General features: G+C 32.4%; 16 protein-coding genes and 1 pseudogene. 6 read left to right on the top strand and 11 right to left on the bottom strand.

Going from position 1 to position 20614, the window contains the following annotated elements; all coding sequences use genetic code 11:
• Positions 1–3: 3 nt before the first annotated feature.
• Complete coding sequence (locus ACFELV_RS06375; protein WP_375327234.1) at positions 4–1710, top strand: NAD+ synthase; 1707 nt, start codon at positions 4–6, stop codon at positions 1708–1710.
• Positions 1711–1757: 47 nt separating this feature from the next.
• Here ACFELV_RS06375 and ACFELV_RS06370 read toward each other — a convergent pair whose 3' ends face one another.
• The 3 genes and pseudogenes from ACFELV_RS06370 to ACFELV_RS06360 all read right to left on the bottom strand — a co-directional run bounded on the left by ACFELV_RS06370 (position 1758) and on the right by ACFELV_RS06360 (position 5644).
• Positions 1758–2039, bottom strand: coding sequence for a PD-(D/E)XK nuclease family protein (locus ACFELV_RS06370; RefSeq protein ID WP_375327549.1), 282 nt, complete (start codon positions 2037–2039; stop codon positions 1758–1760).
• Between the two features lie 600 nt (positions 2040–2639).
• Positions 2640–5129: pseudogene (locus ACFELV_RS06365) on the bottom strand (UvrD-helicase domain-containing protein); the annotation flags it as partial.
• 14 nt (positions 5130–5143) lie between these two features.
• Positions 5144–5644: an RNA pyrophosphohydrolase gene (locus tag ACFELV_RS06360; RefSeq protein ID WP_375327233.1), complete on the bottom strand. Its 501-nt coding sequence runs from the start codon at positions 5642–5644 to the stop codon at positions 5144–5146.
• 580 nt (positions 5645–6224) lie between these two features.
• On the opposite strand from ACFELV_RS06360, the gene ACFELV_RS06355 reads away from it, so the two are divergent.
• The 3 genes from ACFELV_RS06355 to ppa all read left to right on the top strand — a co-directional run bounded on the left by ACFELV_RS06355 (position 6225) and on the right by ppa (position 8466).
• Positions 6225–6518 carry an HU family DNA-binding protein gene (locus ACFELV_RS06355; protein WP_375327232.1) on the top strand — a complete coding sequence of 98 codons (294 nt, stop codon included), beginning with the start codon at positions 6225–6227 and terminating at the stop codon, positions 6516–6518.
• A gap of 106 nt (positions 6519–6624) precedes the next feature.
• A complete protein-coding gene (locus tag ACFELV_RS06350) occupies positions 6625–7431 on the top strand; it encodes a DNA polymerase III subunit delta' (protein ID WP_375327231.1) in 807 nt (268 codons plus the stop codon).
• A gap of 507 nt (positions 7432–7938) precedes the next feature.
• Positions 7939–8466, top strand: coding sequence for an inorganic diphosphatase (gene ppa / locus ACFELV_RS06345; RefSeq protein WP_375327230.1), 528 nt, complete (start codon positions 7939–7941; stop codon positions 8464–8466).
• Between the two features lie 148 nt (positions 8467–8614).
• Here the strand turns inward: ppa and ACFELV_RS06340 are convergent, their stop codons facing one another.
• From ACFELV_RS06340 to dcd, 7 genes are all read right to left on the bottom strand, one after another.
• The gene (locus tag ACFELV_RS06340; RefSeq protein WP_375327229.1) at positions 8615–10549 is read right to left on the bottom strand and encodes a glycoside hydrolase; all 1935 of its coding nucleotides are present in this window, start codon (positions 10547–10549) and stop codon (positions 8615–8617) included.
• A gap of 209 nt (positions 10550–10758) precedes the next feature.
• Positions 10759–11841, bottom strand: a complete 1083-nt coding sequence (gene recF, locus ACFELV_RS06335) for a DNA replication/repair protein RecF (RefSeq protein WP_375327228.1) — start codon at positions 11839–11841, stop codon at positions 10759–10761.
• A 529-nt stretch (positions 11842–12370) separates the two neighbouring features.
• Positions 12371–13048 (bottom strand): DUF5394 family protein, encoded by a 678-nt coding sequence (locus ACFELV_RS06330; RefSeq protein ID WP_375327227.1) that lies wholly within the window; start codon positions 13046–13048, stop codon positions 12371–12373.
• Between the two features lie 471 nt (positions 13049–13519).
• Positions 13520–13708 carry a hypothetical protein gene (locus tag ACFELV_RS06325; RefSeq protein ID WP_375327226.1) on the bottom strand — a complete coding sequence of 63 codons (189 nt, stop codon included), beginning with the start codon at positions 13706–13708 and terminating at the stop codon, positions 13520–13522.
• A gap of 666 nt (positions 13709–14374) precedes the next feature.
• Positions 14375–15127, bottom strand: a complete 753-nt coding sequence (ctrA, locus tag ACFELV_RS06320) for a response regulator transcription factor CtrA (RefSeq protein WP_375327548.1) — start codon at positions 15125–15127, stop codon at positions 14375–14377.
• Positions 15128–15589: 462 nt separating this feature from the next.
• Positions 15590–16042: a protein-export chaperone SecB gene (gene secB, locus ACFELV_RS06315; RefSeq protein WP_375327225.1), complete on the bottom strand. Its 453-nt coding sequence runs from the start codon at positions 16040–16042 to the stop codon at positions 15590–15592.
• Positions 16043–16340: 298 nt separating this feature from the next.
• Positions 16341–16907 carry a dCTP deaminase gene (gene dcd, locus ACFELV_RS06310; protein ID WP_375327224.1) on the bottom strand — a complete coding sequence of 189 codons (567 nt, stop codon included), beginning with the start codon at positions 16905–16907 and terminating at the stop codon, positions 16341–16343.
• A 749-nt stretch (positions 16908–17656) separates the two neighbouring features.
• On the opposite strand from dcd, the gene ACFELV_RS06300 reads away from it, so the two are divergent.
• Both ACFELV_RS06300 and gmk read left to right on the top strand, forming a co-directional pair.
• On the top strand, positions 17657–18973 hold the full coding sequence (locus tag ACFELV_RS06300) for a porin (RefSeq protein WP_375327223.1): 1317 nt from the start codon (positions 17657–17659) through the stop codon (positions 18971–18973).
• 389 nt (positions 18974–19362) lie between these two features.
• Entirely contained in the window at positions 19363–19995 is a 633-nt protein-coding gene (gene gmk / locus ACFELV_RS06295; RefSeq protein ID WP_375327222.1) for a guanylate kinase, read from the top strand.
• Between the two features lie 170 nt (positions 19996–20165).
• On the opposite strand, the gene ACFELV_RS06290 is transcribed toward gmk, so the two are convergent.
• Positions 20166–20495 (bottom strand): DUF2672 domain-containing protein, encoded by a 330-nt coding sequence (locus ACFELV_RS06290; RefSeq protein WP_375327221.1) that lies wholly within the window; start codon positions 20493–20495, stop codon positions 20166–20168.
• Positions 20496–20614: the final 119 nt, after the last annotated feature.

Genomic DNA, 20614 nt, shown 5'->3' with positions numbered 1-20614 from the left:
TGTATGAAAATACTAATCGCTCAACTTAAACCTAAAATTGGAAATTTGGAATATAATATCAAGCTAATAACCAAATATTATAATATAGCGCTTAGTCAAAATTTGGATGTAGTATTGCTACCTGAATTAATTACTACGGGCTATTTATGTGAGGATTTATTTTTACATCCTGCCTTTATTGACGATCTACAAACTTATGTAACTAATCTAATTAAAATTACTGGCAAGACTGTACTTTTACTTCCTACCTTAATTTATAAAGACGCACGCTTGCACAATGGAGTATTGGCCTTGCAACATGCTACTTGTATTGGTACTACTACCAAAAAATGTTTACCCAATTATGGAGTATTTGATGAGAAAAGATATTTTGCAGAAGGAAAGCCCGAAATAATAGAAATTAACGGCATAAAAGTAGGTATAGTAATTTGTGAGGATTTTTGGTTTCCGGAGGGGGCTAAAGAGCTTAAGGCTAAGGGGGCTAAAATAATATTAGTGCCAAATGCTTCTCCTTATGAAAAAGATAAATTAAATATTAGAATTCAAAAAGCTGAGCAATGTTTTAAAGATAATAATTTACCAATTATATATTGTAATCAAATAGGGGGGTATGATGGCCTAATCTTTGATGGTAATAGTTTTATTTATCAGGATGGGGTTCAACATGTGCTAGGTTCTTTTATTGAAGATAGTTGTATTGTGAATGTAAATTTCCCTCTTGACTTAGCTCCAACCATCAAGCTAAGCTCCTTAGAAGATAGCAGTCATACTAAACCCAAGATTATTCCAAAAACCGCCTGGTCTTCTTCTTTATCTGAAGCAGAACAGGTTTATAGTGCCATAATTTTAGGATTTAGAGAATATGTGATCAATAATGGCTTTAATTCAGTATTATTAGGAATATCTGGCGGGATAGATTCAGCTTTGGTAAGTGTGATTACAGCGGATAGTTTAGGTGCAAGTCAGGTAACATTGGTAATGTTACCTTCTGAATTTACTAGTAAGGAGAGTATAGAAGATGCTGAGCAAATAGCTAAGAACTTAAAGACAGGATATCAATCTATTTCAATAATAGATATGCTAAAATCAGCTCACGATACTATTGGGGATATTTCACCTATAGCTTATGAAAATTTGCAAGCTAGAATTAGAGGGATGGTTTTGATGACTCTTGCTAATTCGACTAATAGCTTGCTGATAGCGACTAGTAATAAAAGTGAGAGTGCCACTGGATATGCCACATTATATGGTGATATGTGTGGCGGGTTTAATCCAATTAAAGACCTATACAAAACTGAACTTTATAAAATTGCAAGGTTCCGCAACAAAAATATTCCCACACTCATTGATATTAAGAATCGCATGATTGATATGATACCCTTGCGAATATTTACTAAGCCTCCATCAGCAGAATTAGCTTATAATCAAAAAGATAGTGATTCGTTACCTGGATATGAATTACTTGATCAAATTTTAAATTTACATATAGAACAAAATTTAGGGGTGAATGAGATCGTAAAATTAGGGTTTGATCGTAATATAGTGCAAAAAATAGTGTTATTAGTAAAAAATTCTGAATTTAAGAGAAGACAATCGGCAATAGGAATTAAATTATCTAGCTGTAGTTTTGAGAAGGAACGGCGCTACCCAGTGACCAATGATTATGGGAAAGCACCCTTAGGTTGTATTGACAAAATTTTTATAGCTTGATTTATGCGTATTTTATCTGCCAACTAGCGGAAATTTTATTATAACCATTATTTCGCTATAGACATGAAATTACCATCTTCTAGCCATAATATTTTACAAGTTACTTCCTTACCTGGGTATAATGCCTCAATTAGATGTCGGTAAAAATTTAACTGATCAATATAAGTTTCATTAATTAAATTAGCTGTTTTTGGAGGATGAGTATCAGTTTTATAATCTATAATAGTTATTTTATCATCATGAATAGCTAATAAGTCAATTCTGCCTATTTTAATCTCATTATTGACGGTTATTCCAATTGTTACTTCCGTTTTTAGTTCTTGAACCATAAGAGATGTAAACTCTGGATTATTAAGTAGCTTATCAATATTATGGTGGATTTTTACTTGCAGCAGCAAGGGTAAATTATTAATATAAGGATGTTTATTGGCGTAAGAAAAATGTTTCATTTTTACGGCATCTTCAAGAATTTTATGAAATATTTTACCGTATTCTAAATAATCTATAGGAAGAAGAGGAGGTTTAACTGGATAATTTTGTTTGGTAGGTTTGAATAGTTTATTTAGTAGGTGAGGTTTAAAAAAGGAGTCTGCTTGCAGCCTGCTTTCTAACAGGCATCTTTCGAGACTTGCTTCAGGTAGGAATTTTGAAGGAAACTCAGAACTACGACCCATAGCATACTTAGATGTAATACCATTTCCGGGAACTAAATTAGCACTAGGAGTACGAGTGTCAAGCACCGCTTCTTTGTCGACATTACCCTCAGCAGTAGAGTTTCGCAAGGGATCTAATGCTGGAGTGGAGAGCAACATTGTTTGATTAGTAAGACTAATATTAGGATTATACTGATCCTCTATTTCTATTGCCTGGCCGTAAACGATGATATTCTCTTCATATAATTTTCCTTGAACCTTCATTGCTCTTAATACTAATTCATACCAACAATTTTCAGGTAATTTATTGCCTGTCTGGTAGCCGCAAATAATTAAATGATCTTCAGCTCTAGTCATTGCCACGTAAAGTAGCCTGATATATTCCTGCATATCTTTAAGTTGCTGTTGTTCCTTAAGGCGTTTAAAAAATTCTGGGCTATTAGCAGTTTGAGTAGTAGCATATAATTCATCATTATCATCCCAAAGAAATTTATTATTTGTAATAGGTAATGAAGTAGTATCACACAAAATAACAATAGGGGCTTGTAATCCTTTAGAAGCATGTACAGTCATGATTCTTATTTTGTTAGAAGATTCTAAATTTCTTTTAATTTCTATTATGTTATTTTCAAACCAATATACAAAGCTCTGCAATGAGCTATTTACATTATTAGCATAATTAACACTTAAATATATTAACTCGTTAATTAAGTCATTACTGTCAAAGCCATTATTGTCTACTAAGGTTTGTCTAAAATTACAGCAATCAACAATAAAAGAAAAAAAATTTCCACAATGAGTAGCTTTGTATATTTGTAGGAAGTAGCATAATTTATCATATACATTGATATATATTGGTAGAGTAGGTATATATTCCCAAATAGAGTTAGCCCCTCTTTCTATTGTTAACTTTTGCAGCTCTTCCTCATTCATCCCAATAATAGGGGATTTTAGTACACTAGCTAAATTTAAATCATCTTGTGGAAGTAGTACGAATTTTGCTATGGCCATTAAATCGAGTACAGATAAATTGTGATTTAAAGTAACTCTATCAATGTCTTCAACCTGTATGTTACATTTCTTAAGGGCATTAATTATTTCAGAAACTAACTCATCTCTTTTACGTACTAATATCATAAAATCAGCTTCCTTAACTACATTTTTAGTAGTAGCTAAGATTCTTTTACTTAATAGTTGTCGCTTTATAAAACTAGCTATTTTCTCTGCAAGTAACGTTTTAGTAGTTACTTCTTTATTCTCGGCTGTTGGTAGTGGCCAAAATAATCTACTCTGTTGGCCGCCTGTCACTACCGGCCAAATTTCTACTGTCCCTTTATGATCCTTACGGAACGGGAACATTTTAGGATTGTCAGAAGGAAATAGATATGGGGTAGAATTTTTAATTTGGTCTAAAATTGTGTAAACTATATTGATGATTTCGGGGGTTGATCTATATGACCATTCCAAGGTAATATTTTTAAAACTTCTATTGGCTCTACAAAAATTTTGTTGCAAGCGTTTGTTAACAGACTCAAAAAAATTAAGATTTGCTCCTTGGAAACTGAAAATAGATTGTTTTTGGTCTCCTACTACAAACACGCTATTATTATGTTTAGTATTGATACAAAAGTCTGCTATAATAGTAGTGATAATATGCCATTGTTCTTTACTAGTATCTTGTGCTTCATCAACAAGCAAGTGAGAGATCCATCCATCAAGTTTGTATAATATCCAAGGCCTTATGTTTTTATTATTTAGTAATAACTGGGTATGATAAATTAAATCATCATAATCCAATAAATTATTTTGGGTTTTATAATCATCATATTTATCTAGAAAAATTTTAGCTAGGAGAGCTAAAGAGTTGGAATAATTTTCCATTTCCTGCATTTTTCTTTGTTGATCTATTTTAAAGACTTCTTCTTGAATATACTCAACCTCTCTTAATAAATCTGGGTATTTATAAGCTATAGCTTTAGGCAGAATATTTTTTCGTTTAACAAAATCTTTAGTAAGAAAAAATTGTATAATATTTTGATTAGCTGCGGTGTTTATTGAATAGTTGATAAATAATGCGTGTATTTTATCAGCAAGCTCTGGTGGAAGATCATTATTACCAGTCATGTCCCTCCCAGAACCTCCTTGGTATTCTTTGATATTGTAAGTTCTTTTAGTAAATAAATTGTTGAACTTCATTTTGTGTTGAATTATCTCTAGGACAATATCATTAATGGTTGTTTCATGAAAATTAGTGAGAAAGAAATTAATTAACGGATTATATTCGGGGTCTACATAGATTTGATTTTTTATTCTTTGTACAATGCCGGCGGCAGTAATATTGTCAAGGATCTCAAATTCTGGGTTAATATCTACTTCGAAAGAAAATAGTTTTAGCAACTTTTGACAAAAAGCATGAATAGTATAAATATTGATACCGTAATTAGAATTGAGTAGTTGTTGATATAAGCTTTTAGCAGACTGTATTTCACTCTCAACGGGCTCTTTATTAAGAAGTAGCGTAAGTTCTTTAATTAAGTCTGTCGTGACAATTGACGCAAAATGTAACAGCTTACTTCTAATTCTGCTCTGCATTTCAAAAGCAGCAGCATTAGTAAAAGTTAAGCATAATATCTGTTCAAAAGAAGCACCATTAATTAATAATCTCAAGACTCTATCTATTAAAATTTTCGTTTTACCTGTGCCTGCGGAAGCTGATACCCACACCGAATGCTCAGGATTTGCTGCTTGTTGTTGTAGATCATTCATTATGGTATAATTGATCAATTATTACTCTTAATTATCATCGCAAATTCCTTAAGTACCGCTTTATAAAGCTTACGTTTAAAGGGGATAATAATGGATAATAGCTCATCCACCCTAGTCCAGCGCCATTCTTCAAATTCTGGAACACTAGTATTAATATTGATATCTTCGTTAGTGCCAGTAAATCTAATGAGGAACCATTTTTGTTTTTGTCCACGGAAATTTCCATTCCATAATTTGGGTATTAAAATTTTAGGTAAATCGTAGCTGTACCAATATTTGCTTTCTGCAATAATATGGCCTTTATTACATCCTAATTCCTCTGCCATTTCTCGCAGTGCAGCATTGCTTGGAGTTTCTCCTAAATGAATACCACCTTGTGGCATTTGCCAAGCAGATATTTTAGTATCAATTCTTTTTCCAACAAATATTCTATTATTTTGGTCTATTATCATCATCCCAACGCTGGATCTGTAAGGTAAGTCACGATAATTTTTATAAAGGGGGTCTTTTTTCATGATTTTAGTTTTTGGTTGCAAAGTATTATCATCCGGGTTATCTTAAGTTCTTCAAGATCTTTTTAATATAATAAATGAACAAGATTTAAGATGATATGACCTTGTTTATAAATCTGATATTTATTCGTTATTATGTATAATAAAATTACAAGTTCTACTTTCAAAAACTTCTTATAGCGGCAGGAAAATATACTACCAAAGACCCTAAAAAATTTTGTCAACAGAACCTAACATATTTCTCGTACTAAATATAAGTAAATTTTTTAAAATAAAAGAGCTATCTTCACAAAACTTGCCTATATTTTAGCTCTAAATCTACCCTATCAGTCTACCTAAACAGTTTGATAATAGACGCTGTTAACGACAGAGGAAGCCAATTTGATGTAAAATAGATACAATTTTATTCAAATTAAATCATAAAATAAATATATTCAAAATTTCTAAGGAAGTCTAGGTTGCAGTGAGGCGAGTGTTTGCTATAATGTAAAGAATTAGGATTAATAGGTCTTGAGCATTTTTTTATGCTACTATTGCTTAATAATGCCTAAAATGTTAATAATTTATTTAGAGAGTCGATATTATGGATAAAGGAAAATCAGCAAACAAAAGCGAATTTCTAAGCGAAATGATCGAGGGAACTGATCGGACAAAAGCTGCCGCTGAAAAAGCCTTGAATTGGGTTTTGGATACCATGGTAAAATTAGCTAAGCAGGGTAAAGGATTTCATATAATTGGGTATTGCGCTTTAGAAATACAAGACCGATCTGCACGGGAAGGGCGTAATCCAAAAACTGGAGAAAAAATGCGCATTGCTGCTTATAAGCAAGCGGTATTTAGAGCAGGTAAAAAATTTAAAGAAGCTTGTAACGAATAATCATTATATATAGCTAATTACTTTTTTTATATATTTACTAGCTAAATAATATTAGGAAATAATTAAAGCTTATACTATAAGACATAGTTCCATAAATAATTATAAAATGATACAAGAACATCTTAAATTTAGGCTGAAACAAGGTAGATTTTATAATAGCTGGTTAATTGATACCCCAGATATAGCCGCAACTTTAGAAGATTTGCATATATTTATAGTATCTGAGTTATTCTTAAATAACATGCAATTAAACAATCATCCTGATTACCGATTAATAGCACGAGAAGAAGGTAGCAATGCTGCCAGTATTTCTATTGAACAAATTAGAGATTTACATAAATTTTTTTATAGGACTCCTTCTATTTCTAAATATAGAGTCGCTATTATTTATCAAGCAGATTTGATGACTTTAAACGCAGCTAATTCTTGTTTAAAACTTTTAGAGGATACACCTAAAAATAGTATTATTTTTCTCATAACTTCAAGAACTGCGGCTATAATCTCTACTTTAAGGTCTAGATGTTTTAAGTTTAATGTAAAATTACCAAATTATTTTGATGATAATAATACATATATTAAAGTTATTACCTCCCTCGCGGATTATCCTAGCACCTCTATAAGATTAGCGTTGGTAGAAGAAGTAACTAGTAAGAATAAAGAATTATGGGGAGATTTTGCTTATAGTATATTATATTTAGTAAATAAAATTACTAAAAAATCTCTTAACTACAATATTATTTTAAATCACTTAGAAAACAAGATTTTTACTAAGATGGCTTTTAATTCTAGTTATTGCTTAATAAAAAAATTTACTAACCTAAAAACAATAATCAATAATACTGTAGACTATGACTTAAATTTAAAAGCAAGTACTATCAATTTAATAGAAGAATTATTTTGCCTTAGCAACTAGGTTCTGTGAACATTTCTATGTAACGAATAGATTTATAGGCATTTTCGCTCGCAGAATTGTAGCGCACCAGGGTGCATATAAGGATTCGAGAATGAAAATAACGACATCGGCCAGTAAATAGAAATGTTCACAGAGCCTAGTAGGCTTTCTGAATATAGTTCAAAAAAGCACTCGGAGTTTTTAGGAAAACGAGGCTGCGCCGAGCAGCCGTAACATAGGCGATTGTTATGGAGCAGAAAGTCACGTTTTGACGACAAAATCACTAGCTAGAGATTTATAGGTAGGAAGTTTAATATAGAAGCATAGCTAAAGCCTTAATAACATGCAAAAACAATTCTTGAAAGTAACTGATATCAAGTTGCTTTCAAGACAGTAGTAGGAGTATGAGTGGTGAGGCGCGCGGAACCTAGTAGATCTAGGTGAGCACAACGAATCCCGAAATACGACGACCTAATGTGAAGAAAGCAATTTGGTATGAGTAACTACTAACTAACAAAGCAAAACTATATGTTCATTGACAAAATTAAAGGTAAAACTGACGATAATAATATCAACGTTATTATAGAAATCCCTATGAAGAGTGATCCAGTAAAATATGAAATGGATAAAGAATCAGGGGCAATATTTGTTGATAGATTTGTCCAAACTGCAATGTTTTATCCTTGTAATTACGGTTTTATCCCTCATACATTGGCAAATGATGGAGATCCGATAGATGTACTAGTCCTTTCCCATTACCCCGTAATGCCTGGCTGTATTATTCTATCAAGGCCTGTAGGAGTTTTAATGATGGAAGATGAATCGGGATTAGATGAAAAAATTATTGCAGTGCCAATTTCAAAATTGGACACTAGCTTTGATTCGGTCAAGGACTTAGATGATATTTGTCCTCTATTAAAACAACGTATCAAGCATTTTTTTGAGCATTACAAAAACTTAGAGAAAGGAAAATGGGTTAAGATTCAGGGATGGGATTATGCTCAAAAAGCTCGAGAGTTAATAGAGGAAGGGGTAGCAAGAATAAAAACAAAATGAATATAGTGCCTTGGGTTAACTAACCTGTATTTCGATCTAAGAATAGACTTTTTGCATAAATCAAACTATAAAAATTTTGTCAACACAAGCTAGCATAAGTTAATTATGCAAGAAGTCTAATAAATATTATGCTCTACCTTAAATCCACTTAAGGAGTATATTCTTGCTCTAAGTTGCTCTCTAACCACAAAGCTTTAATAGTGTTAGGCTTAATTGAGTGATACATTTTATCAGAGAAATTAGCAGTAAGCTTTATTTTATTACCAAAAACAGTTTGTTGTACTTGCCGGTTATCATCTAACCATCTGAATTCTGTTAATTCTTCACTCACAATTACTTTGTGAATGGGAGAGAAAAATTGGTATAATTTCTTTAATTTGTTGCTATATTTATTGATATCTAGCAAATCTAGGGACCAAATAGATGGTACTCCATATAATAACTCTAATAATGCTCTATTTTGTACTGCATTGGCGAACTTCATATGAGGAATCTCCCACCGGTCAGTGGTAATAATAGCTTGATGAAAGACCGCTTGAAATAAAGGTATTCGATATTTTGGGTTATATCTAGCTTTAATGTAAGGAGCAGGGGCATTGATTGATTTAAAAAAAAACTCTGGTCTAGCAGGAGGCCAGTACTTCCCGTATAGATCGCGTTTTTTAGCAAAACCCCAATGAATAGAATTATGTACAGAAAGATTACCATGAGCAAAAGCTATATACGGCACTGCCCACCATGCAGCAGTCTCAGAGCCAAGGACCAACTTTTTATTTAAAGATATGTATTGCATTCGATCACTTCGGTTTATACGATCCTGAGCTTGGGTCATTGGGTGGAGCGGGGAATAATCATTAAATAATTCTCCCGTCGCATCGCAATCAAGAAAATAAGAATTAATACCTGTATTTACAAACCTATCGATCCTCTTATATATTGTTTTATTTTTAGGGTGTTGGGCTACTAAGGCTGCTGAACTCATATGGCAACCCACCCCGCCAAAGCCAATATTTACTTGGCCATCTTTATTTATTATACAGGATTGAGGGTAATGTCCAGGAAATATACTATTAATAGATCTAGCATTTACAGGGTTTTCCACAGTATGGAACGAGTCATATGGGCCAATTAAATAACCTAAGGATATAGCTTTTTCTATAAGTTCTTTTGTGATTAAATTATCCCCTGTACGCTCGTCTTGATCATAACCTAACCATAAATTCTTTAATCCAAGGGTATATAGCTTATTAATAGCTGCTAGCGTTCTGCCACTACCCCAAAGATAGATATGTAAAGCTCCATATAATTTCTCTATATTTTTATTGACTAAGGCTTTTTCGTGTAAGGTCTTAATTTTCTCTTGTGATAACAAATATTTTTTATATTCTAGCGCTGGTGCAATAGGAGATTTATCCCCGAAAGTAATACTAAATTCAAATGCTGGAATCTTACTCTTATTTGCTTTATAAAAATTATGCTCTAGCTGTACATATATTTTGTTATCTAACGATAATTTAAAAGACAATTCACTATTTAAATCATCATGCAGAATATACACTATTGAATCTGTACCGTAATATATTGCCCAAAAAGGCATCGTCATGCTTTCATTAACTTGTAACGTAGTACCGACAAGTTGCTTCTGCCAAAATTTGTCTTGCTGCGGTATAAATAACCCCTCGCTACTTGGATAAATAATTGCCCAACTTTCCAAAGTATTACCACTTCTTGGAAATATTAACGCTTGCTCCTTGTTGCTTTCTATATGAAAAATCAATCGATTTTCTTGTTGAGATAATTTAATTGTAATACCGAGTTTAGGGTAATGCCACCTAGCATTTTTTTTATCACATACTAAGCCAGTAATATGCCCTAGATACATAGGAGTATCAGCTACTATTCTCAAATTTTTCTCTGTTATTTGCCTAGCTTTTACTAATAAAGTAGATGCGTTAACCTCTCCCTGCCACTTGTCATTTTCAAATACAATTTTATTATCACCGTTTTCACACGTAAAAGATAAAGCACTACTATAGGAAAAAATTATTGATAAAATAATTATTAACTTTTTTATGATCATCATTGGAAAATTTGCATATGTTATTCAAGTCGGGCAGTTTTTATGGCATGTACTCTTCGACTTTCAAGAGTTGTTTTTTGATTTTATCTGGGTTTTGCATGCTCACATACTTATATGTACGCTCCGCGCGTTCACCCATCAAAATCAAATCCAACTCTTGAAATCTATTGAGTATACTCGCATATTCTTCTGGAATGAGTCAATTTGTATTCCTATAATTTGATTAATTCGGTTTTTTTAGCTAAAGACTCTATCCCATTTAAGTCAGTAGCAGTAATCCATAGTTGTAATTTTACCCCTAAAAAAAGCTCAATTAAGTACCCTCTTCTTACTTCATCTAGATGCACAAACACTTCATCTAATAGCAAAATGGGTAGGGGCATTGTGGCTTTAATACAATAATTAACCTGCGCAAGTATTAGAGCTATTAACATTGCTTTCTGTTCTCCAGTAGAACAGAGTTTCGCTAAGATATTTTTTTCTTTATGCCTCACCAAAAAGTCGCTCTTATGTACCCCAAAATTTGTACGATTAGAAATTTTATCGCAGTGTCGCGATACTAACAAATGCTGTTTTATATAGTCCAATTCTAGCTTATTATTACTTAAAATTTGTTCTTCAATAATGCCATTAAGGGATAAAGTAACTTTAGGAAAATGATTATCCAAGTCATCAATAGCTTTTTGTATATCTTGCAAAATTTTTATCCGATTAAGGGTAATTTCTACAGATAATTCCGACATTTTGCCTTCAACTATGCTAAGCCAATTTTCATCGATTTGCTCTTGAGATAAAATTTTACTACGCATGTCCATGTAATACTCATATTTAGAAACTGCATAAGCATGCGTTGGAATAAAATTATATACTATTCTATCAAAAAATTTTCTCCTTTCAGTTGCACTTGAAACAAATATACCGTCCATTTGCGGAGTAAGCCAAATCATAGAGGTAAATTTACTTAATTCATTATTTTTTATTTTGCTCCCATTAAATTCAGTCACTCTTCTATACGCATCACGCCTAAAGCTAGTTACAATTTCAGCAGGGCCAAGTTTACTGTGGAATAATGTATAAACTTCGCACTGTTCTGCTGCTTGCTTACATATATTTTCTAATTTTGCTGATCGTAAGCCTTTACCTGGGAAAAATAATGATATTGCTTCCAATATATTTGTTTTACCACTGCCATTTGCTCCTATTAGAATAATAGAATTATTATCAACACTAACCTCCAAGTCTTGGAAATTGCGATAATTTGATAGTTTTAACTTATGTAGATAAATATTATGCATTTCCAAAATTTATTCTAGTCTCGAGCGGATCACATGGGCCCTAACAGCAAAAAGATTATATAAGAATCTTATAATACCATTTCCGAACACTAATCATCACGTCGGTTGTACTTCATGATCTTCTGCTCCTCACGTATATTTCTGTCACACTACTGGACAAAAATAGAAGATGGTTGAAAAAGTACAAAAATTGTTATCTGCTAAAGCTCGTTTTTAGCAATTATTATCTCAAAAATAACATTTTGTACTTAAAATAATATGTTTTTTTAACCATTTTCTATTTTTGTCCAGTAGGGTGATACGTCTATACGCGCAGGTAACGGGCACTCATACTCCTAGTGCTAATTTAGTTTTGGGAAATGGTATAATAGACTACCTGCATAAGCCCTAAAAAGCCCTTGGGATTTTGAAGAAAGAAACGAAACCGAGCTGAGCAGCCGTAACATAGACGTTTGTTACTCAGCGGAAGGCTGCGTCTTAACAACAAAATCACCAACTAGATAGAACTAGTGCAGGAAATCTAATAAATTTATCCAATGATCCTGCCGCCTTTTATAAAATTCTCACGCGCCTTGTCTAGTTTTTTAATGAATTCTACAGGATATTTTTTAAGATCACTTTTAGCACCCCCCTCATATTTTTTGGCATATTCTATTCCACCTTTTATAAAGTTATAGGCAAAATTTTCCTTTTTTGTCTCACCTGCAATCCTTTTAGGATTCATAAATTTATATATTTGATATACAGCAAAATTTTTTATTACACGTTTTGTATCTTTTAAAAGTTTGTCATTTATAGCGTATAAATTATCTTTAGGTTTTAACAAACCACGGGTAGCTTCCTTAACTAACCTAGAATGTTGCAAAATCAGGTATTGGCTCACTTCTGCAATATTATTAGCAATAAGCTTTTCATTGATTTTAGTATCTAATTTTGTAAATTTTTTCGTATCAAAATTCCCTAAATATTTCTTTATTATTAAAATAATCTGCGTTTGTAATTTAGTCAGATCCAAGGTTTGTTCACTAAGACAAGCCAAAATTTGCTCTATTTCTTGTGTAAAAGAATCATCGTTATTTAACTCCTTAAAAATTTCGAGTGCTCTTATAGATTCAAGTTCATCCCCATAATTAACTCCTACCAATGCTTCTTTAATTTTATCGGTTAATTCTTGTAAATTTTCAGATTTCTTGTCCTCTGTTTTCATCTACTAACTCTCTATTACTAATAATAAATATACGCCTACAGTCCAAGAGGTTTGATCTTAATTTCTGTTGGCCAGGAAACTTAAATTATTTTATTTTGCTTCTTTTTTACTATAAATTACAAGATTTTTTTGTAATGACGAGTTATTTGGCAAAAATCTCCCTAATTATATTTAGTTGTTTGCAAGAATTGTTTTTTCATTTTATTGCACTCCTCATGGAATGATTATTGAATAGTTCAATTTTTATACCCTCTTCTTATCAATTTTATAAAATAAATTCAGAATAAGAAACAAAAATCTTATCAATTATCTTTCTTGACAAGAAAAATGTCCTCGGTAAGTCCGATATAAAATAATCCCTCTCTGACTTTCAATTAAATTTTTGCATAATATAGCTGAATCTAATGCTTTTTGCCTTTTAGTAAATTTATACTCTTTATCTAAACATAATTCACTGATACTAATATTTTGTCAAACCAATCCATCAAAAACCTTGGCTTTAATATATCCGCTAACCTTGAGATTATCATAATCACCTTTAATCAAGCTGGTAGCATCATCATTTAACAAAAGTGTAATATCTCCAATTTCAGGATTAGTGATATCATTAATATATTTAATATAAACTTCCCCAGTTAATACTATCTGCTTAGGTATCATAAATAGTTAATCTCCTTCTATTTTGTACCATTTCCGAAAACTAATCATCTACGTTCGTCGTACTTCATGATCTTCTGCTCCTCACGTATAGCTTAAATCTTTAAGGTAGTGACAGAGTATATATCTCCAAGCAGCTATATCTATTATGCTTTCTGTATAGTGTTTTGTCTACATCTTACTAATTTATGCTATATACGTCTGTACGCGGAGGCAGCCGACACTCGTACTCCTAGTGCTAATTTAGTTTTGGGAAATGGCATTATTTGCTTATCCACCTCACCAATTTGCATAAGCTTTATGGAATAGCGACTTCACATAAACTGGCTTTTTGCTCACAGTCAGTTAAAGGCGCTATAGGTAGAATAACTGGAAAAATTGGTGAAATAATTTTTAAGCTTTTGGTATATAACTATACCCACAGAGTTGGATACGATAGAATCAACTTCAGGAAGTGCTAGGAGCCAAAGGGTCAAGGAGCGCAAGCAGTACTTATAGTACGTGAACACCCTAGACCTTCATGGTATGTATCAACTATGATTTTTTAAATTTAAATAAAAAAGTTTAAAATTAAAAAATCAAGTTGGTACATGTAAGTACACTGCGGTTTCATGCACCTCATCTCCTGCAAATTCCTAATTCAAAGTACGTTTCGAAAGAATTTTATTATTATTTATCTTCTTCATATTCTGAATCTGCAGATGTATCTATAGTACTATCAGAATTCTGCGGCACTGCTTCTTCTTTATTATATTCTTTTAGCATATATCCGCGCCCCCAAACTGTATCAATATAGTTGGTCCCTCCAGCAGCATCAGCTAATTTTTTACGTAATTTACATATAAAAACGTCTATAATTTTAATTTCAGGTTCCTCAATACTACTATAGAGATGATTTAAAAACATTTCTTTACTTAAGACTGTCCCTCTACGCATCACTAATAGCTCTAGAATAGCATATTCCTTATTAGTTAAATGCACCTTTGTCCCGGACACTTCCACAGTTCTAGTATCAAGGTGCATCGTAACCTTATCAAACTTAATCACCGACTCCGAATGTCCTTTGGAACGACGACTAATCGCATGAATCCGCGCCACTAGTTCTGCTCGGTTAAAGGGTTTTGTCAAATAATCGTCTGCTCCACTGGTAAGACCTTTAATTTTTTGATCAACTGTAGTAAGGCCTGATAAAATTAATATGGGAGTTTTTACTTTAGCCGAACGTAATCGTAATAATACCTCAAGCCCATCTATATCGGGTAACATCAGATCTAGGATAATTAAATCATAGTTATAAATTTTACCTATCTCTATCCCTTCAGCGCCGAATTCTACTACTTCACAAATAATTCCTTCTGAAGCTAACGTTAGTTCAATAGAACTCGCTACTTCACTATCATCTTCTATCAGAAGTACTCTCATTATACTTTTCTCCTTTATACATTTAATTTTTTTATTTTTGTTAGTTGGGGTATTTGCACTACCCTTCATTATTAATAAACTATAAGTTAACAATATTATACTACCAATAATAAAATATTATCTCTTATAGTCAATTTATATGATCTAATTTTGTATCTCTATTTAAATTTAATTGTTAGCATGAGTTATATTTGAGCAAACAATTATCAGTAATACATTAAATATTTAAAAACATTATGATACTTCGTAACAACACAGCACTAAAATGCAGATAATTTTTGGAATATTAGGGAGTCTAAGTCTAGCCACAGCATTAGACTCCTTTCATAATTCTACTCGAGATGGTAATTTGGACAATGAAGCTAAGCTCAAATCCTCACGTATACTGTGGTTTTGCGTCTCGGGTCTCCTTCAAATTCCCTACCCGAAGCGAGCTCTAAAAGAAGTCTAATTAAGCACTGATTAATTCCCACCTTCTTCTTGCAATTTTTTATTATATAATGTCCCAAAGTCAATGGGATCAATCATTAACGGTTGAAAACCCCCATCTTGCGTCACATCAGAAATAATTTTTCTCGCAAATGGAAAAATCATTGCAGGACAATGAATCGCTAATACCATCTTATGCTGTTCTGCAGGAATATTAATTAAGTTGAAAATACCTGCATATTTTAACTCTACTATAAACAGCTTGTAATTTTCATTTCTGGCTTTAGCTTCTATATTTAACTCTACCTCATAAAAATTCTCTTCAGGTAAACTAACAATATTAAGGTCTAGAAATAAGTCAATTTGTGGGTTACGCTCTAAAGCCCCTAATGAGCCAGGAGCATTGGGGTTTTCAAAAGAAAGATCTTTTATATATTGAGCATTTATAGAAATATGGGGCATTTCTTGGTGCTTATGTTCAGTCATAATTTTAAGTGGTCCTTATATTTATAGTTTATTGAATACTAGTCTGCAATTGCTGACTAGACATGGTAAAATGAAAGCAAAAAAGTAACATAATCTCCACTAATAGCCAGTTCGCTTCAGAGCTTGTCATAAGACCGTACCTTGTCCATTACTTCCTGTGTCAACGTAATCTTACAATCCTCCTGATTGGGAAGAGTCATTTGTTAAAAATATTCAGGAAAATCAACCGCACATAATCACTTAATTTTTCTATTTATAACAAATTATTAATCATTTCACAATCGGTAATTGAAATTATTTAAGCTATGGGTAAAGTAACCTCCTGTTGTCTCATATATTTTCCCTGTCGTTCAGCATATGATATATTACAAATTTGATCGCCTTTAAAGAATAAAAATTGGCAGGCACCTTCATTAGCGTAAATTTTTGCAGGTAACGGAGTAGTATTAGAAAATTCCAAGGTTACATGCCCTTCCCATTCTGGTTCTAAGGGCGTGACATTGACTATTATACCGCATCTGGCATAAGTAGACTTACCTACACATATTACTAACACATCTCTAGGGATGATAAAATATTCTACAGTTCTTGCTAGGGCAAAGCTATTTGGAGGGATAATACACACATCGACTTCTTTGTCTACCAGGCTATACTTATCAAAATTTTTAGGGTCAACAATAGTAGAATTAATATTAGTAAATATCTTAAACTGGGTGGATACTCGAGCATCATAGCCATAAGAAGATAGCCCATAAGAGATAATTCTATCTAGGCCATTGATCTTAACCTGTTTTTCGGAAAAAGGCATAATCATATTATGTTCGATGCTCATCCTCTTAATCCACTTATCCGACATAATAGTCATAGTAGTTATATATTATAATTTCATTAAATTCTTAATATAAATGATATAATTAAAAAATAAAAGTAATAAAATTTTTTATTAATATTAATTAATAAAAACTCTTGCTCTTTATGGGATAGCAACTTACACTGTCTCTAATCTTACGCTACCCTATATTGTACAGAGTTCTCTAACGGTAACAAATCTTAGTCATTACTAAGTTCAACTCAAAACATGCTTTATCTCGACAAGGTATCAATTTTTAACATTAATTTAATCTGGTTATCGCTTTCGCTCCTTCACCATTCATTTGTATAGTCAATTCAGGAAAATTTGGTGCTAGGCGCGATGGAGCGAAGCCTATAGATAATAGGCGAGCGACGAGTAACGACGTCACCAACTTCTCATCAATTGACTATAAATCCAATTCTGAAGAACATGCAAGTATATTGCTGTTGGTCTTTGTAAATTAGGGTTAAATAACTTTTATCTTTTTTAACCTTGTATAATATTTTTTATATTTAATAATTACATATTAAAATATCAGATGTACAAATAACACGCACAAATTATTAAATATAAGTGATAATTTTAACACTGGCTGCAAAAATACTGCCAGATAACATGATTATTTACCAATTTTAGATATATTAAATTTAGTTTAATGGTATTATGCACGGTAGTTATAAGTTCAATCCTAAGTAGCTTCTTAAGAAATAAGAAAGTTTTAGGAGTGCTATATTAAATAATGTAAATATTTTAGGTATATAATGAAAAAGTTATTAATGCTCTTAGGCATCTCTTGCCTTACCAGTACTGTTGTCGCTGATTGTAGTTTTCCTACTGATGCAGCCTCAGATACAGAAATAAAATTAGAAGGATTTTTTGGCTTTCAAGCTGGTTATAGCAACCAAAATAAACTACAAGGTCTAAGTAAGAATATTACTGATAATAAAAAAAGATTGGCTTTTTTTACGGAAGCTGCTTTCTCTGCCACTATCAGACAAGAACTTAATAATGTGGTTGCTGGTGCGAAGATAGTTTTAATGCCTACCTCTAAGGTGAAAACCGGAGTAAGTGCGAATGGATCACATCTGTTCTTGGAAACAGATTATGGAAAAGTGGAGTTAGGGTCCCCTCATGATGCTAGTGCTAAAATGCGTGTCACTGGCTATAAAGTAGTGGCTGCTACCGGTACAAACTGGAATAAATATATACAGCTTGATAGCCCACATATGATGTACAAAGGTTTAAAGCCAGATTTTGATACCTCAGATAATTTTTATATGGAATCATTTTCTAATGGCTTTAACGATATGAACATGAAAACAGAAGCTGCAAGAAAAGTATCTTATTATACTCCTAAAATGGAAGGTTTTCAATTTGGTATTTCGTATACTCCTGATTCTGCCAATACTGGGGGAAACTCAGACCTAAAAAACTTAGATATTAAAGATAAAAATTTTAGCAGTAAGTCAAAAACGGGTATAAAAACTATTGAGTTAGGTGTGTTAGAAAATAACAATGTGATAGTACTAAACCAAAATGTTAAAGATGCTGTTTCCGCTGGTATTTCATATCAACGCGAACTATTAGACGATGTCGCAATGCAGGTAGCAGTCACTGGAGAATTTGCTAAACCAGCTCGTAAGCTCTTGAGATTAGATAATGACAAAGATAAAAATATTTTATCCCAAAGTAAACTGTCGAACTTAAAGGCTTATAATATAGGGGCAGTGTTATCTTATGGTAATTTTTCTTGCGGTGCTTCATATGGCAGCCTAGGAAAAAGCTTAACTAGTGCAGAATATCATAAAGTTGGTCGGGTTACTGAATATTATAATGGTGCAGTCGCCTATACTCAAGGCCCTATTAAGACAAGTCTTTCATATTTTAGATCACTAAGGTATAAAAATACTACAGATGCAGTAAGTCTAGGTACTGAATATTTAATTACTCCAGGGATGTTACCTTATGCTGAGATATCATATTTCCAAGCTAAAGGTAAACCTGTTTATTTAGTAGATGCTCCTAAAGCAAAAACTAGAGGTACTGTCGCTTTAATAGGTGCAAAGCTTAAATTTTAAATTATTATTTATAGTTTAACTTTTTGCTGGCAGTGATTAAGAATTTAAGGTATAGTCTTGCGTTCTTTAGTTGGTGACACTTGAATTTAAAGGTGAGGTTGTGAAAGCAGTATAAAAAGAATATGTGAGCGCAACAAAAATCTTGCAAAATTAAGTGTCAGCAGGCTAAATCCCACAGGCATATAGACACTTAGGGCTAGGTTCTGTGAACATTTCTATCTAATGAGTAGATTTTTTTTGCTCACAGAACCACAGCGCACTAGGGTGTATGCGAGGATTCGAAAATGAAAAACAAGGTAATAGACTTGTATAGGTAATATGCACAGAACCTACTATTAACTATTTATCCCTCTTGCCCATAACAGTTAACAAGCAATGAGTGATTCAAGATGGTATTATCAATTCCGCATAGAGGGTTTGCTATTATTCTATCCTCACCATCGGCTGCAGGCAAATCCAGTTTAGCCAAGGCTTTATTACAAATAGACCAGAATCTACAATTATCTATCTCAGCCACTACTAGGGAGCCAAGGCCTAATGAAATTAATGGAGTTAATTATTATTTCAAAACCCCTAATGAATTTGATAAATCAATTAAAAGTGGAGAGTTGCTTGAATATGCCCATATTTATGGTAATTATTATGGAACACCCAAGACTCCTATAATAACCCTTCTGAATCAAGATAAAGATATTTTATTTGATATAGATTATCAAGGTATGTTAGCTATCAAGCAAGTACTAAAAAATATTGTTACTATCTTCATATTACCTCCTAGCATTCATACTTTAAAACAACGAATTCAAGATAGAGGACAAGATAACAGCGAAGTAATGGCATCTCGCTTGAAATTAGCTGATGCTGAAATAGAGTATGCCAGACATTACGATTATATAGTGATTAATGACCAGTTTGAGATTGCGTTGAATACAATTCACTCTATTATTATAGCCCAGCGAGCAAGTAGAATAAGACTTAATTTAGACACTTTGTTAGCACAACTAAAAAATCCTATTAATTAATTTCGATAATATACTCGATGAAAATCCAGAATTGCATTGTCATCTTCAGGGTGCAAGGTAGCAACGTACTAATATGTACTGCTTGCGCTCCTTGACCATGTGTCTCCTGCTACTATCTTGATTTTTATTCTATCGTCTATCAACTCTTCAGGTGCGAGCAGTATATATATCTACAATTGATCAGGCTTTAGTGAATTAATACGCTTTAATTTAATCAGTTCATTATGCTTAGCTTTGAGATTATTTAAAGAGTAATCCCCTTCATAATATCCTTGCATATTAATGATTCTTTCTAAATAAAAATTTAATTGTTCGGGGGAATTTTCTAACATACTATTATCCATTCCAATATCTTGCGTAATATAAGATCTTATTTTATTTTGAATACCAGAGAAATATAATTTCAACTGTTGAATTTTTGTGATAATAATGGGGATATCCCCAGGTCTGGTAACTATTATTGCTACTAATATTACTACTAATAACTCTCCTAATGACATATATTGCTACTCTATATAGAGATTAACTTAATATCTCAGCTTAAATGCGAAATAACCAAGAATACTGTTACTATAGAAGTCTTATAAGATCTAATACCATTTCCCCAAAACTAAATTAG

It is taken from the genome of Candidatus Tisiphia endosymbiont of Nemotelus uliginosus (genome assembly GCF_964264835.1).
Classification (GTDB): Bacteria; Pseudomonadota; Alphaproteobacteria; order Rickettsiales; family Rickettsiaceae; genus Tisiphia.
Note: the sequence above shows the minus strand (reverse complement) of the source record. Positions and strands in the feature narration are given on the sequence as shown.

Excerpts from the sequence above, each read along its gene's own strand:
- ACFELV_RS06330 (WP_375327227.1), bottom strand. The coding sequence starts at position 13,048 with ATGAAAACAGAGGACAAGAAATCTGAAAATTTACAAGAATTAACCGAT.
- gmk (WP_375327222.1), top strand. The coding sequence starts at position 19,363 with ATGGTATTATCAATTCCGCATAGAGGGTTTGCTATTATTCTATCCTCA.
- ACFELV_RS06375 (WP_375327234.1), top strand. The coding sequence starts at position 4 with ATGAAAATACTAATCGCTCAACTTAAACCTAAAATTGGAAATTTGGAA.
- recF (WP_375327228.1), bottom strand. The coding sequence starts at position 11,841 with ATGCATAATATTTATCTACATAAGTTAAAACTATCAAATTATCGCAAT.
- ACFELV_RS06370 (WP_375327549.1), bottom strand. The coding sequence starts at position 2,039 with ATGGTTCAAGAACTAAAAACGGAAGTAACAATTGGAATAACCGTCAAT.
- ppa (WP_375327230.1), top strand. The coding sequence starts at position 7,939 with ATGTTCATTGACAAAATTAAAGGTAAAACTGACGATAATAATATCAAC.
- ACFELV_RS06350 (WP_375327231.1), top strand. The coding sequence starts at position 6,625 with ATGATACAAGAACATCTTAAATTTAGGCTGAAACAAGGTAGATTTTAT.
- dcd (WP_375327224.1), bottom strand. The coding sequence starts at position 16,907 with ATGACTATTATGTCGGATAAGTGGATTAAGAGGATGAGCATCGAACAT.
- ACFELV_RS06300 (WP_375327223.1), top strand. The coding sequence starts at position 17,657 with ATGAAAAAGTTATTAATGCTCTTAGGCATCTCTTGCCTTACCAGTACT.
- ACFELV_RS06360 (WP_375327233.1), bottom strand. The coding sequence starts at position 5,644 with ATGAAAAAAGACCCCCTTTATAAAAATTATCGTGACTTACCTTACAGA.
- ACFELV_RS06340 (WP_375327229.1), bottom strand. The coding sequence starts at position 10,549 with ATGATGATCATAAAAAAGTTAATAATTATTTTATCAATAATTTTTTCC.
- ctrA (WP_375327548.1), bottom strand. The coding sequence starts at position 15,127 with ATGAGAGTACTTCTGATAGAAGATGATAGTGAAGTAGCGAGTTCTATT.
- secB (WP_375327225.1), bottom strand. The coding sequence starts at position 16,042 with ATGACTGAACATAAGCACCAAGAAATGCCCCATATTTCTATAAATGCT.
- ACFELV_RS06355 (WP_375327232.1), top strand. The coding sequence starts at position 6,225 with ATGGATAAAGGAAAATCAGCAAACAAAAGCGAATTTCTAAGCGAAATG.
- ACFELV_RS06290 (WP_375327221.1), bottom strand. The coding sequence starts at position 20,495 with ATGTCATTAGGAGAGTTATTAGTAGTAATATTAGTAGCAATAATAGTT.
- ACFELV_RS06325 (WP_375327226.1), bottom strand. The coding sequence starts at position 13,708 with ATGATACCTAAGCAGATAGTATTAACTGGGGAAGTTTATATTAAATAT.